We start from the raw sequence: 15,781 nt of genomic DNA, 5'->3' as shown, positions 1-15,781 counted from the left end.
AGTTATGATTCATAAGTATAGATATTAATCTATGAATCCTATTACGACTTAGATCTTTTCCTTATAGAGGGGAACAGTTATTATCAAAACAACAAAGCAAAGCGTAAGATGCCTTCCAGCTCCAGATGAATGCTGAATATTGAATCCTGAATGCGGATTGCCTACGATCCATAATTCCTAATTCATCATTCACCATTCATCATTCTTCCAAAACTTTGACGGGTAACTGTGCTAAATCTGGTAACTCAAGCGTTTCAAGTTCCGCAACTTGCTCTCTAATATTTACAGGTATGTTGATGGGTTGACGTTGTTCTATCCAGCAACTTGCCAGTGGTAGCGTCTGTTCCAATTCATCTAATGGTCGAGGAATCACCATTACAGCGTTCAATTCCCCAATCCGTTCAGCTTCATACATTCCTGCTTCCACTGCTACGGCAACATTGGCTACAGATCCACGAATAATGGCTGTACACAACCCAGCACCGATTTTTTCATAAGCTGCCAAATGCACATCAGCTGATTTTAGCATGGCATCACAGGCTCCTACCATTGCCGGAAATCCCCGCGTTTCCACCAACCCAACGGCTTGGTTACTCAAACGACTATAACTGCCATCTTCCATAATTTTACTGAGCGTAGTGGTAATTGGGAGTACTATCTCTAAATTAGGGTAAGGACGGGGAATCACTAAGCTAGACACCAATTGACCAAACTGTTCGGCAGTTTGCACGCCAGCTTCTACAGCCAAACGCACATCAGCGATACCACCACGAACAATAGCTGTACAATGACCACCACCAATTTTTTCATAGCCAACTAAATGTACCCCGGCTGATTTCAGCATCATATCCGCTGTCCCGACAATTGCGGGAAAACTCAGAGTAGATACCATACCCAAAGCAGTGTCCTTGAGGAGATCTCGCCGACGCGAAGCCTGAACAGTGCTAATAGCTCTTTGATTAGATGTTTCCATGTGAAGTCTCCGGATACTCACAGAAAGGATAAAGGTGCAAGGATAAAAATATATGAAAATTAAAGTTCTGAATTAGCAGGAATTTCATCCTTCATAATTCATAATTCATCATCCATCCTCATCCTTCATACATCAGATGACATCTTACAATTAACACTTATTCAGACTGATCGTCAGAGATGGGTTCATTTAGAGATTGCCTATGGGGAAATAATGTCACTAATAGTCTTTGAATGCTACTTGTACCATAAATTTGCGTCCCAAAACTGTTGGGTGATTCGGTAGCAGGTTCATTAGATTCTTTTGATTCTACTGCTGCTGCTTCTAAATTAGAAGCACCCAAAGTAGGGTTTTCTTCTACATCTGGAGATTCATTTGCCTCTGGAGTAGCGGGTGGAGATTCAGAACTAGATTGATGTTGTAATTCTAAGAAAAATCCCGCAGAGACGCTAGTGGAGGAAGTAGTTTTTTTCCCATGACTACTTTTACTTTTGTCTCTTTGCCTACCAATCAAAGTCTTTTGCTCTCTTGTCCCTTGGGTATTGCTAGAAGCATTAATTGCTGCTGGTTCCGTTTTTTTTGCTTCAATCTGCCGACTGGAGTCTCCCAAAATTGAACCAGGGGGAATTACTTGTCCGGGTGCAACTGAACAGTGAAACACTGTAGTTGCAGAACCAATACAAGCATTTGTGCCGATTGTACCTTGACCAACCATGAGAAAACCGGCTCCCAAATTTGCTCCTGCTTCTACTTCTAGGGTTCCTTCATGAATTTGCAGAATCGAACCCATCCCAATACAGACTCCTGGGCCAATGATGATTTTGCTGTTTGTAGCCGCTTGGAGTATCACCCCTGGTGCGAGTACTGCACTAGGATGAATAGTCACCTCGCCACTAATATAAGAGTCAAAGTTATTGCTGAGGCGCAGTGGCGGCACAGACATGGAAATTGTCACCTCGGAAGCCGGAAAAATGAGAAATTGAGGAATATATAAAGGATGTAGTCACTGAAAATGTGGCTTGCCGCAGGCTAGGATGAAAAATCACATTTTATACTTCATCCTTTATACTTTCTACTTCAATGTTATGGGCGTTGAATAATACTCTCCAGCACCCGACGCTTAGCTTTAGGATCGATACCAATTAGACGCACGTATTCACCTTGGTATTCTGCCAAGTTCGCTTCTATCGCTGCGATCGCTTCTCTCTCCGAATTAGCTTGAATTGTACCAGTACTTGTCCAAGAACCAGTGCGGAAACGTCTTTGGTCTACATGTTCAATGCTGATTTTATTCCCAGATGCGAGCAATTGCCGCAACTGTTCTACTACTTCGCCACTTAAACGGGTGCTAGTTGCAGGTGCTGTTGCTGTTGCTGTTGCTCCACTGCTAAAGGAGGACTTCTGGCTGCTAGATGGTTGAGCAGGGCCGTTGGGACGTTGGATAATACTTTCTAATACCCGACGCTTGGCTTTAGTATCAATACCAATTAAACGTACATACTCACCTTGATGATTGTTGATGCAGTCTTCTAGAGCCGCAATAACTTCATTGGTGGAGTTAGAGTTAATCGGTTGACAGCTTTGCCAAGAACCAGTACGGAAGCGACGCTCATCTACGTGTTCTGTACCAATTTTGTAACCACCTGCCAACAATTGGCTGATTTGTTCTACGGTTTCTGCACTGATGCGTCCGTTACCTGCTCCGTTCCCGTTAGTATTAGCTCTGTAGCTACCGTTAGATTGAGCAGCTGGTGCTTTAAAGGTGGCTGGTGTAGCAACTGTGCCATCGGGACGTTGGATGATGGTTTCTAACACGCGCCGTCTACCATTGTCGATACCGAACAAACGCACATACTCGCCTGCGTGATCTGCTACACAACCTTCTAAAGCAGCGATCGCTTCACCCAAAGATCTCGCATCAATCGGCCGACAACTAGTCCAAGAACCAGTGCGGAACCGTCTTTGGTCTACGTGTTCCGTGCCAATCTTATACCCTTGCTGTAACAAATAGCGTAATTGCTCTATTGTTTCTGCACTCAAACTACCGCTTGCCACTTCACTACTCCTTTCCAGCTCTAAAACAGTAATGCCATTTCTTGTAGAAGATTTTTTTATTTCATCCCGAATGGGTGTAATACATTTACTATCTGCCATACACAGATAGCCAGCGCGTAGTGCCTGATTAATTCCCACTACGTGATGGGTGAATTCCTGATCTCGCGCTTGCACATCTGGTAAGCGATCGGCTTGCTGCTGATTAGTAATAATCGCTCCCGAAGGTACATATTTACCAGGGGGAATTTCGACATCCTGAATTAAAGCGTGCATCATCACAATGCAACCTGCACCCACCCTGGCATTAAATACCGTAGAGCGAAAGCCAATAAATGAATTATCCCCAACATAAGCTGGCCCGTGAATCAAGGCCATATGGGTAATAGAAGCATTTTTTCCAATCCAGACCGAGTATTCTTTTTGGTCATCACCAATTACTCGGCCTTGCTCTAACCCATGAATTACTACACCATCTTGAATATTAGTATTTTCACCAATGAAAAAAGGTGTACCTTCATCCGCTCTAATCGAAGTCCCCGGAGCAACGATGACATTTGCACCTATGCGTACGTCTCCAATCACTTTGGAAAACGAATGTACAAATGAGCTGTCATGGATTGTTGGCTCAGCTAAGTTCCTCGACCACGGGGTTGGGGGTGCCACCGTGCTGCTGACTGCCATCGCGAGATTCCTCCTAAAATTGTCAATTGTCAGTTGTCAGTTGTCAGTTGTCAGTTGTCAATTGTCATTTGTCCTTTGTTGTTTGTCATTTGTTTGTTGACTAATGACCAATGACTAATGACTAATGACCAATGACCAATGACTCATGACTCATGACTATCTATATTGGTCTTTTTTGCTGTAAATGAGACGATCTTCGACATGAATAGTATCAATTATCGCCACTACCGCTGCATCTAACGGACGATTTTCGTTGCCAGGAACTTGACGAGCAGCACTACCACGACTGAAAAGTACCCACTCATCTACTCCTGCGCCAACAATATCTGCTGCTACTTCGTACTTTTGCAGAAGGTTCCCTTCTTCATCTACTAATTGCAACAACAGTAGTTTCACACCTCGAAGACTTGGCTCTTTTTGCGTGCTAACTACTGTCCCACGAACTTTAGCAATTTGCATTACAAGTTATGGTCTTCTGCCGAAAGGACGAATGGCGTTTACATTTTCCCGGAATTGTTCTACATCTTCTGTATAACGAATTGGCAGCACGTATTCCAAGTTTTCGTGAGGACGAGCAATGATGTGGGTAGACAAAACTTGTCCGCCGTTAACTCGCTTCACTGATTCCACCCCAGCGGCAACTGAGGCTTGCACTTCTGATACGTCTCCGCGAACAATGACTGTAACTCGACCGCTACCGATTTTTTCATAGCCTACTAAGGTGACGCGAGCTGCTTTCACCATCGCGTCTGCTGCTTCTACTACTGCTGGAAAGCCTAGCGTTTCTACCATTCCTACTGCAATCGACATTAGTTCTCATCCTTAATGACAGTTTTGATCTCTGGACAACACAAAGCACTCAAGAAGGCAACCCCGTTAATCAATTATCGTTTAATGGGTTTTTTACGTGCGGAACTGTTCTACAGCTTCTGTATACCGAATCGGTAAGACGTATTCGAGGTTTTCGTGGGGACGGGCAATGATGTGAGTTGATACTACTTCACCACCGTTGACTCTTCTGGCTGCTTCCACCCCAGCGGCAACTGAGGCTTGCACTTCCGATACATCTCCCCGCACAATTACTGTGACTCGTGCGCTACCAATTTTTTCATATCCTACTAATGTTACACGAGCGGCTTTCACCATCGCATCAGCAGCTTCTACTACTGCGGGGAAGCCTTTAGTCTCAATCATTCCAACTGCAATTGGCATCGCAGAACTCCTACAAAATTAATCCAATCAGTACTGTGCTTTGAAATTTTTGACGGGGAAGCTCATCTTGAGCTAAGAAAACACTTCCAAAATAAGCATAGGAAAGCTTGGCGTTCCTGGCAATATAAATCACTATAATAGTTTATAATAAAATTGTTTAAGAAAACTTAACAAAAATTAATGCTGCCATTTGGTTAATGAAATTTCACGGATTGCTAGAGTGGTCAATTCAGCTTTATAATTTTTTAATTACATTTGTCAAACTTAGATTAATAAAGTTTGTAATTTCTAATTAAAAGGGGTAGCAGAAGTCTAGATGGTCGATGTACACTGTCTTTTCTGCTTTTATCTTGCTTATCCAAGCATAGCCTAAAAGTTATATAAGTTTTTATAATATCATCTATAAATTGGCAATGTATAAGTAGGAATTTTCATACTACAACTAAACTGTACTTCAGAAATTAAAGATTTTTATTCTGTTATATTTCAATTTTGCTCCCTGTCTAATGTCAAGCTAATTAGAGAAAATATATTTAAGAAAAGTTGTTTTAAAACGAGGCATTCCATACTGAGTCGTCAAAGGAAATTTAAATGGATCATTTTCTCTACATTACAAGTTGGTTTGTGCCTTTTTATGGTTTAATAGGTGCTATTTTGACATTGCCTTGGGCAATAGGAATTATTCGCCGAACAGGGCCAAGACCAGCAGCATACTTCAACTTGTTGACGACCATTGCGGCATTCGTCCATAGTCTGTTGATATTTCAAAATATCTGGGATAAAGAACCAGAAACTGTCATCTTCAACTGGTTCCAAGTCTTAGATTTAGATTTATCCTTCGCTTTAGATATTTCCCCAGTGAGTATTGGGGCGACGGTTTTAATTACTGGGTTAAGTTGCTTAGCCCAAATTTACGCACTCGGCTACATGGAAAAAGACTGGGCCTTGGCGCGGTTTTTTGGGCTAATTGGATTTTTTGAGGCCGCGCTGAGTGGTTTAGCCATTAGTGATTCATTGTTTCTGAGCTATGCCCTATTGGAAGTCCTGACCCTGTCCACATATTTACTAGTGGGATTCTGGTATGCACAACCGTTGGTGGTGACAGCGGCGCGAGATGCATTTTGGACGAAACGAGTAGGAGATTTATTACTGCTGATGGGGGTAGTAACCCTTTCTTATCTAGCAGGTAGTTTGAACTTTTCCGATTTGTATGAGTGGGCGCAAACAGCTACCTTAGATCCAGTGACTTCGGCTTTGTTAGGATTGGCTTTAATTGCCGGGCCTGCGGGTAAATGTGCCCAATTTCCCTTACATCTGTGGTTAGATGAAGCAATGGAAGGTCCTAACCCTGCTTCTGTGTTACGGAACTCATTAGTGGTAGCGGGGGGCGCTTATGTGCTATATAAAATGCAGCCTTTGTTGGTACTGTCCCCAGTGGCATTAAATGCCTTGGTAATTATGGGTACGGTGACGGCAATTGGGGCAACTCTAGTATCTTTAGCGCAAATTGATATTAAGCGGGCACTATCTCATTCCACCAGTGCATACATGGGCTTGGTGTTTTTGGCAATGGGTTTGCAGCAAGGTGGTGTAGCCTTGATGTTGCTGCTAACTCATGCGATCGCTAAAGCTCTATTATTTATGAGTTCAGGTTCCATCATTTCTACTACCCATACCCAAAATTTAACAGAAATGGGCGGTTTGTGGTCGCGGATGCCAGCTACAACCACTGCCTATGTAGTCGGTTCAGCAGGGATGGTAACCTTACTACCATTGGGTAGCTTTTGGGCAATGCTGGCCTGGGCTGATGGTTTTGTGAATATTAGCCCTTGGGTGATTGGGGTATTAATCATCGTCAATGGACTGACAGCATTAAATTTAACCCGGGTATTTAGATATATCTTTTGGGATAAACCGCAACAAAAAACCCGCCGTGCGCCAGAAGTCGGTTGGCAGATGGCATTCCCAATGGTAACTTTAACCATCCTTACACTGTTACTACCAGTCATGCTTCAGCAATGGTACTTACTACCTGATTGGGAAAGTGTGAATTGGTACGTAGTGGCAATGTTAATCTCTTCAACGCTGCTAGGTGTAGCTATTGGCGCGACGATGTATTTAGACAAAGCATGGTCGAGGTCGAGAATCTTGGCATGGAGATTTATCCAGGACTTGTTAGGTTACGACTTTTACATTGACCAAGTGTATAAAGTGACCATAGTCAGTGCTGTAGCCATACTATCGAAAATTTCCGCTTGGAGCGATCGCTATTTGATCGATGGCGTAGTCAACTTGGTGGGATTTGCTGCCATACTCAGTGGGCAAGGTTTAAAGTACAGCGTTTCTGGACAATCCCAAGGTTATATGTTGACCATTCTCTTCGTCGTCAGCATCCTGGGTTTTTTCATTAGCTGGTCATTAGGACTACTGGATAAGTTGCCTTTTTAGTCAATAGTCAGTGGTCAGTAGTCAAGGGTTAACAGTTAAGACTGATTTTTCTCCCTTGTCTTCTTTGTCTCCCGGTCACTGAGCGCAGTCGTTCGACGAAGTCGTTCCCGCAGGGTAGTGTGTCCCCCTTGTCATTTTTCCCTTCACCATATCCTTAATTAGTTCTGTGTATGCTGAGTGCGTTGATTTTAGTACCATTATTGGGTGCAGCTGTAATCGGGTTTTGGCCTCCAGGGATGAATGCTAAAGTCTCCCGTGGGGTGGCTTTGGTAGTTGCTGGTATCGCCTTTGTTTGGTCGGTAATTTTAGCAACTCAATTTAATCCAGGGCAAATTAGTCAACAGTTTGTAGAATTCCTGCCTTGGGTAGATGCTTTAGGTTTGAATTATAATCTAGGGGTAGATGGTCTATCCTTGCCTTTGCTAGTTTTGAACGGCCTGTTAACTTGCATTGCCATCTACAGCAGTGATGAATCTCTGCAACGACCGAGATTGTATTACTCGTTGATACTGCTATTAAGTGCTGGGGTAACTGGTGCGTTTATCGCTCAGGATTTGTTGCTATTCTTCCTGTTTTACGAAGTCGAACTCATACCCCTGTACCTATTGATTGCAATTTGGGGTGGAGAAAAACGGGGTTATGCAGCTACGAAATTCTTGATTTATACTGCTATCTCAGGGATTTTGATTTTAGCAAGTTTCCTCGGTTTAGTTTGGCTGAGTGGTGCGCCTAATTTTGCTCTCGCTTCTTTGAATGCCACCAATTTACCATTAGCAACGCAACTTTTGTTATTAGGCGGAATTTTAATTGGCTTTGGCATTAAGATTCCTTTAGTTCCCTTCCATACATGGTTACCAGATGCTCACGTAGAAGCTTCTACACCAATTTCGGTGCTATTAGCCGGGGTATTGTTGAAATTGGGAACTTATGGCTTATTGCGATTTGGCATGAACTTGTTACCAGAAGCTTGGAGTTATTTAGCTCCCTGGTTAGCAAGTTGGGCTGTAGTCAGTGTACTATATGGTGCATCTTGCGCGATCGCTCAAAAAGATATGAAAAAAATGGTGGCATATAGTTCCATTGGACACATGGGCTATATCCTCTTAGGAGCGGCGGCGGCTACACAATTAAGCATTTTAGGCACTGTGATGCAGATGGTCAGCCACGGCTTGATTTCTGCGCTACTGTTTTTACTCGTAGGAGTTGTGTATAAAAAAGCAGGTAGTCGCAACCTAGATGTCATCCGGGGACTGCTAAATCCAGAAAAAGGTATGCCCTTAATTGGTAGTTTAATGGTTTTAGGAGTGATGGCTAGTGCGGGGATACCAGGAATGATTGGATTTATTTCCGAATTTGTCATATTTCGCGGTAGTTTCCCACCTTACCCGGTGCAAACCCTGTTATGTATGATTGGGACGGGTTTGACAGCTGTTTACTTCTTAATTTTGGTGAATCAAGCATTTTTTGGGCGCTTATCTGCCCAAGTTATAAATTTACCACGGGTGTATTGGAGCGATCGCCTACCCTCGATCATTTTAGCTGTGGTAATTGTGATTTTTGGTATCCAACCTGCTTGGTTAGCGCGCTGGAGTGAACCAACAATCACTGCAATGGTAAATACACAACATACCGTAGCCACGGTAGCCTTAGAGCGGACTGGCAAAAACTAAAATACAGATATGGGGTTTGTAGTATTACACTCTTCTAACTACAAACCCCATCACCAAGTTGCTGAATAATCACTAATGAACCGTTAATCAAAAATCTTTAATTCAAAATTATTAATAAGAAATCGTTAGTTGACTAAATATCATTTTTACTTTCTTACTTCCTGGGAGAAATCATCATGGTAACTATTCAAAACAAGCCCCATAACAACCCACTGGCTGAATATATAAAACGCCTACAAACAGGAGAAGCACTACTTGCTGATAGTCCAGAAAATGTTTTAGAAGTAGTTGGAATTCTCAAAAGTTATGGCGTAGTTTTAGATGCTTACTCAAAAAATCTGATATATATTGCTGACCACCAATTTCTCGTATTTTTTCCCTTTTTTAAATACTTTAATGGCGAATTTTCTTGGCAAAAATTATTCCGTCATTGGTGGCATGATAGAATTAATTTTGAATATGCCGAATATTGTATGAAGTCCATGATGTGGCATGGTGGTGGTGGACTAGATCAATATTTGGATACTAATGAATTTCAGCAAATAGCCCAAGCTGTAATTGCTGCTAAATTTAAAAATAATCCCTTCGTATTAGGCATCAATCAACTGTTTCCTGAATTCTTAATTGAACAGTTGCGAGTCTCTGCATATTATAGTGGTTTGGGGCAATTTTGGCGAGTAATGGCTGATATCTTCCTAGATTTATCAGACCGCTATGACAGAGGAGAAATTAAAACAATTCCCCAAGTTGTAGAACATATTAAAGCTGGGTTAGTTGCAGATGCAACTCGACCAATTACTTACGCAGTAAAAATTGGTAACAAAGTTTATGAACTTCTGCCAAAGAAACTAGGTTTAACCTTCTTAGCCGATACAGCAATACCTTACGTTGAAGCCGTTTTCTTTCGGGGAACTCCTTTTTCTGGAACAGTGACATACAATGCTCAAGCATATCAAATTCCCCCAGATCAAGCACGCTTTCAATATGGTGCATTATATGCCGATCCTTTACCTATTGGTAGTGCTGGTATTCCTCCCACTTTATTAATGCAAGATATGCGGCATTATCTACCAGAATATTTGCATGAAGTATATCGCCGCAATCCTCGTGGTGAAGATGATTTGCGAGTACAAATTTGTATTACCTTCCAAAAATCGATGTTCTGCGTCACTACAGCCGCGATTTTAGGATTGATGCCTTATCCTTTAGATAGTGAAGATCCATCAGAACAAAAAGCGAATCAAGTTTATTTAGAAAAGTGGATGGAACGGTTCCAAGCTTCTCGTTTGTTGGAGGTTAATCAATAAAACAACGCATCATTAAAGGGTAGGGAAACCCCACCCTTAGAGGAAAAATCTGGTATAATCATTGAGATTTATTTGCTTGAGCGCAAGGAAAATCTCAGATGCTTTTTAAGCGCTACAAAAATCTCCATCTGATTCAAACACTCGATCCTCTCAGAGATCATTGCCAGATTTATAATCTCATGATTGGTTACGAATTTCCTTGGGAGATGACAAGAGCGCTGGAAGTGGCGTTAATGCGAACTTATTGTATTCCCAGCATTTCTAAATTATTGGATAAGACAGGGGAATTTTATCGCCGTCCGCAAAAACGCTACGACGATACAGGTATAATTGTTGGGGAAATTGGCAAATGGGGTTACGATAGCGATCGCGGTAAAGCAGCAATGCAACGCATGAATGCGATCCACGGACGCTTTAAAATTGATAATGCTGATTTTCTTTATGTACTCTCTACCTTTATTTACGTTCCAATTTACTGGAATGAGAGTTTTGGTTGGCGCTTAATGTGCGAACAAGAAAAATTAGCAGCTTTTTACTTTTGGCGGGAAGTAGGTAAGCGGATGGATATCCAAAATATCCCGGAAACCTATGAAGAATTTGCACAATATCACCACGACTACGAAAAAGCTAACTTTCGTTATTCACCAACCAATAAACTTATAGGCGAAGCCACCCGCGATTTATTTTTGAGTTGGTTTCCCGGATGGATGAGTTTTACTTTAAAGCCTTTAGTTTATGCCTTACTTGATGAAACTATGCTCGATGCTTTTGGGTTTGAATATCCTACCCCATTTTTGCGATCGCTTTTAGCAAATCTCCTGAAAATCCGGGCGAGATTATTACGTCTCTTCCCACCGCGAAATCAGCCATATTTCTTTATAGATCATCCTATTCGTAGTTATCCCAATGGTTACGATATAGCTAATATAGGCCCGGAAGCAAATAAAAAACGGTAAAGTTTTATCAATCCACAAAAAAACGCCAAAAACTTTTCCTTTCTCCTCGGAGCATCTGCGTGAGGAAAAAAATCTTACAAATTCAAATTTAATAACTTAGATATTGCAGGTAATAATTGATTAGCAGTTCTTACTAAAGTTGCCGAACTAGGTAAACCTGCAAGCGTACCTATCAAAATCTTCAGAGAAGTTCTAGCTATCCGTCGCATTCTTCCTTCCTCTGGATATTTTCCAGCTTCAGCTAATGCAATTACCTGCTCTAAAGCTTCTGCTTTATCTTCTGGTTCTAACTCTCTATTTGTGACGATTTCTGTTTGCAACTGTTGGAGTAAATTCGCCAATCTCATAGCTTCTGGTACATCTAAAGTTTGCAATTGGGCAATACTATTATTCACTAAATAAGTAGCATCAGTAACTGTCACCTCGCCTAAATCAATACCTTGATTAATGTAAATACTTTGCTCGCCAATATTAATGGGATGACTAATAATTATTGCATCACTTACCTTTTCTACATATTTACCATTAGTAATCACAAATCTCTCACCACTGCGAGAAATTTTTGTTTCTTCTTGCGCTGCAACTAAAGCTGCTTGAATCACTATATTATCAGGCTGAAGAATTAACGCTTGACGGAATTGTTCTTTAGCTGCTTCAAATCTATCTTGCTCCATTAATTCTTGTCCATAACTGAGCAAAGCTTGCACAAATCCTTCTTTATTACGGATTGGATCGACTTTATAAGCTCTTGCATAAAGTTCTACAGCGGCGTCAAAATCTTTCACATCTATGCATACTTCCGCCAGTCGAAATAGTGCATCAAAGTGATTGGGGTTAATCTGCAATACTTGTTCGTATAGCTTTAGCGCGTTTTCTATATGATTATTTTGATATAATTTTGTTGCTTGTTGATAAATGCGATCGCTTTGTGAATCAAGTTTAGCTAATTCCCAAATTTCTCTGCGCAATGGATACCGCTTAATTAGCCAACGCCGAACTAACTCAACGGTAACTTTGTAATTATTCAAATAATATAACTCTGGTAGTCCAGACGTTCCTAATTGCTTGAAAAATCCCCATTCTAGCAAGCGTTCCTCTGCTGTATGAAATGGCTCAGTTAACACCACACCACACTGTACCAAATGCGTTAAAGGTTCGCCTTTAACTACCGCATTTGTTTGCTGTTGCGCTTGGGCTGCGGCGGAAAACACCACTCTTTCTGCAATTGGTAAGCCATCGCGGAACCATGCTAAACCAGCTTCGCCAATTTCAATCGCTGAGTCGATAATATTTTCTACATCTTGGCGATTTACCAGCCAGCGTTGCTCATCCCTAGCTTGAGAAAATAGGGCGAAACAAACAACTTGTGTAAAATAAGGATGTCCGGCTGATAGTTGCAAAATTGCATCAATTGCATCAGTTTCATATCTGAGAATTCCCGCAGCAGGTTTCACAATTAGCCTTTCTGCACTGTGTCTATCTAGCAAACCAATTTCACGATGGGGAGCTTGCCTAAATAAACTGAGTAAGTTAGGCATATCATCTAATTGTCTTCCCACGACTGGAATAATATAAAGTTCTTTGTGCCAATAAACAACTGATTGAAGACAAGGAAAAAAGTGAGAAACGGCTGAATCTTCCTCAGAATCACCTAAAACATCAAATTCATCCAGCAAAAGAACTAAATTCTTACCTTTGATTACTTGATAAATTTGCGGTAAGAAATTATTGAAAAATAGTTGCGCATCTTCTGCTAAATCAGTTTTTGTTGGCAGCAAAACTTGGCGTTGAGATAATTCGAGATAATCAATAATATCTCTGCCTAATTCATGAAGAACTTCACTCAAAGGCTTTTGACTTTTACCTTCTAAAGACAAAGGTACAAACAAGAATTGCTCTAACTTAATAAAGTTAGGAATTTGCGACAGTACAGAAGACTTGCCAATTCGGCGCTGACCATGCAGTAAAATTACCTGTGCCCGTTTATTGAGATTATCGTGGATAAAATTAAATAAATCTTCACGGCCAAAAAATAACTCTGGTTCGTAAATTGGGCGACCAATAATGTAAGGATTATCTTCCCAATCGCTTGCAGACACCATTCTCGCCAAACCCTCCCCAGAGGAAGTAGATCAGTCTGTAACTTAAGCATAAGACAGGTGACAATTACTTCTCAAGTAGGATCGCCCCCCAGTTTACGCACAATCCATACTAAAGACTGGACTATATCTTGATGTTGCCATACCCAAGCGATCGCTTTTTTAACTGTATTCGCTTGTTCTCGGCTCATCAAATTGAGAAATACTTTCTCCCTTCCTTCTAGTTGCGCTTCATTGGTATGGTAAATTTCTTGAATCACCCACCATTCCATCATCGATGAATTAAAAACGTAAACGCTTTTACCTTCTTCAAATGTCCGCAGAATTACACCCCTTTCCTCCAAATCAATTAATTCTCGGCTCCTTTGGCTAAAAACTAAATCAATATCCCCTAAAGCATAGCGTGTGTTTCTATTTAAACGCCCTTGCAGTCTTACCAGTGCAATTAACATTAACAAAATCTGCTCTTCTTCTGTAGAAAATCTCCAGGTATCGCGGAAATATTGCTCCGTAGCGCTTTCAAAATCTCGGGTAAAAGTTTGCAGATTAGGAGTTTGTCCAGCTTGGATACTGTCATAGAGTAGATAACCAGCATTTTGCAGTAGTGCTGGATGTCCATCAATGATATCTAAAACACCTGCTCTTAAGTTACTAGGAATGGGTATGTTCAGCCTAGCATTAACTTCATTCAGAGGTAATGGTCTCAGGAGACGGAAAAGATAATGGTTATACCAAGGTGAACCACCAGGGGTAATAGTCGGCCCTAGTTCATTGAGGCGGCGAAAGGTGGTAACAATAGTTGAGAGATATTTACCTTCATTACTGTGAACTGCTAAATCGCGGAACTCGCTCAAGAAAGTGAGCATTTGCGTTTCCGTGTATTGGTCATTGGGGTGAAGGGCTGCATCATAATCATCTAATAACAGTAACAAGAACTTTTCACGCTGCCCAATTTTCCGCAGCATCCGCCGCAAATCGCCTTTTTCTACCTTATCTTCCTTTAATAACTGCTTAATCTCAGTTTGGAGTGCTTCGTCACCTTCAGCTTCATCTTGCAACAAACTAAGGATTTCGCGCCAGAAACCAGAGGGGGTGAAAGGACTTATCCCCGTACAGTTAATAGAAATGATGAATGCTTTAGTTGCATCTCGTCCCCGCGCTTGCCAAACTACAGGTGAAGCTAAGTATCTCAAGAGGGAAGACTTACCCATACCAGGACTACCATAGATAGCCAGGTGAGCGCGGCGAGAAATTTGATCGAAAGCGGTTCTTACTTCAGAATTACGCCCGAAAAAGTAATCTGGAGGTACCGGGCCACCAACATAGAAGGGATTTTGTGACATTAATCTAAATTAGGTCAATAGTTAATAATCAATAGTTAGCTGAATTTTAGCTGTATAGCTGAGAATCTAATTACATTATTAGCTTGTTGACGCGTTGGCGAAGCCCACCGAAGGTATCGCATCTTCCTGTCGCGATAATCAGCAACCCCATAAACTGTCACTGTGGGAAAGCGTAGCTTCGGGCTACTTAGGTGTTAGTTATTGCGATCGCCGAAGTGGCTATTGTCTTGTCCGAAGTGGCTATTGTCTTGTCCGAAGTGGCTATTGTAGTATCCGAAGTGGCTATTGTAGTATCCGAAGCGGCTATTGTCTTGTCCGAAGTGGCTATTGTCTTGTCCAAAGCGGCTATTGTCTTGTCCGAAGTGGCTATTGTCTTGTCCGAAGTGGCTATTGTCTTGTCCGAAGCGGCTATTGTCTTGTCCGAAGCGGCTATTGTAGTATCCGAAGTGGCTATTGTAGTATCCAAAACGGCTATTTTAGTATCCAAAGCGGCTATTGCGAAGCTGAAAACCCTTTCCTGTGGTCATAATACTACCTTTGCAGGGGTAAGGGTTGTTTTTTAGTTTAGCAATTGGGCGAAGAAAAGAGCGATATCTGCTGACAAGCGGCTGTGCGTCTACGGACTTCTGAGAAGAAACTAACTCAAGCTTTCAAGAGTCTGTTATGTGAAAATTAATCTATGTATTTTGGGAGTTTTCACGATGGCTTGGGTAGCTGGCTATCAATTGCAAGGTGGTAAATATACGATTGAAAGGGAATTAGGAAGGGGGCGCTTTGGCATCACTTATTTGGTAAAAAATAAAAATGGCGATCGCTTAGTTATTAAATCCTTAAACGATGACTTGCTCAATTCCCTAAGTCCATCTGAACACGAAAGGTTAAACACGATGTTTTTGCGGGAGGCTTTAAAGCTTCAAAAGTGTAAGCATCAGTATATAAACCTCGTCTAACTTGAAACCCGTAGTTTTTCCTCATCAGGGTCAAGATGATTTTTCACCCACAAGCGATCGCTAATTTCAAAGGAATTGGAATTGATA

13 protein-coding genes and 1 pseudogene are annotated in these 15,781 nt (G+C 41.6%); 6 read left to right on the top strand and 8 right to left on the bottom strand.

All coding sequences use genetic code 11. The annotated features are described in order from the left end of the window. Positions 1-199: 199 nt before the first annotated feature. The 6 genes from H6G41_RS30120 to H6G41_RS30095 form a co-directional block, all read right to left on the bottom strand. Positions 200-973 carry a BMC domain-containing protein gene (locus tag H6G41_RS30120; protein ID WP_190751501.1) on the bottom strand — a complete coding sequence of 258 codons (774 nt, stop codon included), beginning with the start codon at positions 971-973 and terminating at the stop codon, positions 200-202. 157 nt (positions 974-1,130) lie between these two features. Continuing rightward, the gene (locus H6G41_RS30115; RefSeq protein ID WP_190751499.1) at positions 1,131-1,916 is read right to left on the bottom strand and encodes a transferase; all 786 of its coding nucleotides are present in this window, start codon (positions 1,914-1,916) and stop codon (positions 1,131-1,133) included. A 140-nt stretch (positions 1,917-2,056) separates the two neighbouring features. After that, positions 2,057-3,709: a ribulose bisphosphate carboxylase small subunit gene (locus H6G41_RS30110; protein WP_190751497.1), complete on the bottom strand. Its 1,653-nt coding sequence runs from the start codon at positions 3,707-3,709 to the stop codon at positions 2,057-2,059. 156 nt (positions 3,710-3,865) lie between these two features. Beyond that, positions 3,866-4,168: a EutN/CcmL family microcompartment protein gene (locus H6G41_RS30105; protein WP_045871876.1), complete on the bottom strand. Its 303-nt coding sequence runs from the start codon at positions 4,166-4,168 to the stop codon at positions 3,866-3,868. Between the two features lie 6 nt (positions 4,169-4,174). Beyond that, entirely contained in the window at positions 4,175-4,519 is a 345-nt protein-coding gene (locus tag H6G41_RS30100) for a carbon dioxide-concentrating mechanism protein CcmK (protein WP_010995041.1), read from the bottom strand. A 93-nt stretch (positions 4,520-4,612) separates the two neighbouring features. Further along, the gene (locus H6G41_RS30095; RefSeq protein ID WP_009457333.1) at positions 4,613-4,921 is read right to left on the bottom strand and encodes a carbon dioxide-concentrating mechanism protein CcmK; all 309 of its coding nucleotides are present in this window, start codon (positions 4,919-4,921) and stop codon (positions 4,613-4,615) included. A gap of 591 nt (positions 4,922-5,512) precedes the next feature. Between H6G41_RS30095 and H6G41_RS30090 the strand changes: the two genes are divergently transcribed. From H6G41_RS30090 to H6G41_RS30075, 4 genes are all read left to right on the top strand, one after another. Then, the gene (locus H6G41_RS30090) at positions 5,513-7,369 is read left to right on the top strand and encodes an NAD(P)H-quinone oxidoreductase subunit F (protein WP_190751495.1); all 1,857 of its coding nucleotides are present in this window, start codon (positions 5,513-5,515) and stop codon (positions 7,367-7,369) included. Positions 7,370-7,539: 170 nt separating this feature from the next. Further along, positions 7,540-9,039: an NADH-quinone oxidoreductase subunit M gene (locus H6G41_RS30085; protein WP_190751493.1), complete on the top strand. Its 1,500-nt coding sequence runs from the start codon at positions 7,540-7,542 to the stop codon at positions 9,037-9,039. A 176-nt stretch (positions 9,040-9,215) separates the two neighbouring features. Further along, positions 9,216-10,346, top strand: a complete 1,131-nt coding sequence (locus tag H6G41_RS30080; RefSeq protein WP_190751491.1) for a CO2 hydration protein — start codon at positions 9,216-9,218, stop codon at positions 10,344-10,346. Positions 10,347-10,444: 98 nt separating this feature from the next. After that, positions 10,445-11,302: an oxygenase MpaB family protein gene (locus tag H6G41_RS30075; protein ID WP_190751489.1), complete on the top strand. Its 858-nt coding sequence runs from the start codon at positions 10,445-10,447 to the stop codon at positions 11,300-11,302. A 74-nt stretch (positions 11,303-11,376) separates the two neighbouring features. Here the strand turns inward: H6G41_RS30075 and H6G41_RS30070 are convergent, their stop codons facing one another. Further along, positions 11,377-13,404 carry a tetratricopeptide repeat protein gene (locus H6G41_RS30070; protein ID WP_190751487.1) on the bottom strand — a complete coding sequence of 676 codons (2,028 nt, stop codon included), beginning with the start codon at positions 13,402-13,404 and terminating at the stop codon, positions 11,377-11,379. Between the two features lie 71 nt (positions 13,405-13,475). After that, positions 13,476-14,744, bottom strand: coding sequence for an ATP-binding protein (locus H6G41_RS30065; protein WP_190751485.1), 1,269 nt, complete (start codon positions 14,742-14,744; stop codon positions 13,476-13,478). Between the two features lie 191 nt (positions 14,745-14,935). On the opposite strand from H6G41_RS30065, the gene H6G41_RS30060 reads away from it, so the two are divergent. Together H6G41_RS30060 and H6G41_RS30055 are read left to right on the top strand one after the other, a co-directional pair. Further along, entirely contained in the window at positions 14,936-15,307 is a 372-nt protein-coding gene (locus H6G41_RS30060) for a hypothetical protein (RefSeq protein WP_190751483.1), read from the top strand. 138 nt (positions 15,308-15,445) lie between these two features. After that, a pseudogene (locus tag H6G41_RS30055) lies at positions 15,446-15,682 on the top strand (serine/threonine protein kinase); the annotation flags it as partial. Positions 15,683-15,781: the final 99 nt, after the last annotated feature.

Origin of the sequence: Tolypothrix sp. FACHB-123, from assembly GCF_014697075.1 — a bacterium.
In the GTDB taxonomy this organism is placed as follows: domain Bacteria; phylum Cyanobacteriota; class Cyanobacteriia; order Cyanobacteriales; family Nostocaceae; genus Aulosira.
The sequence above is the reverse complement of the archived record's forward strand: the minus strand, read 5'-3'. Positions and strand labels throughout refer to the sequence as shown.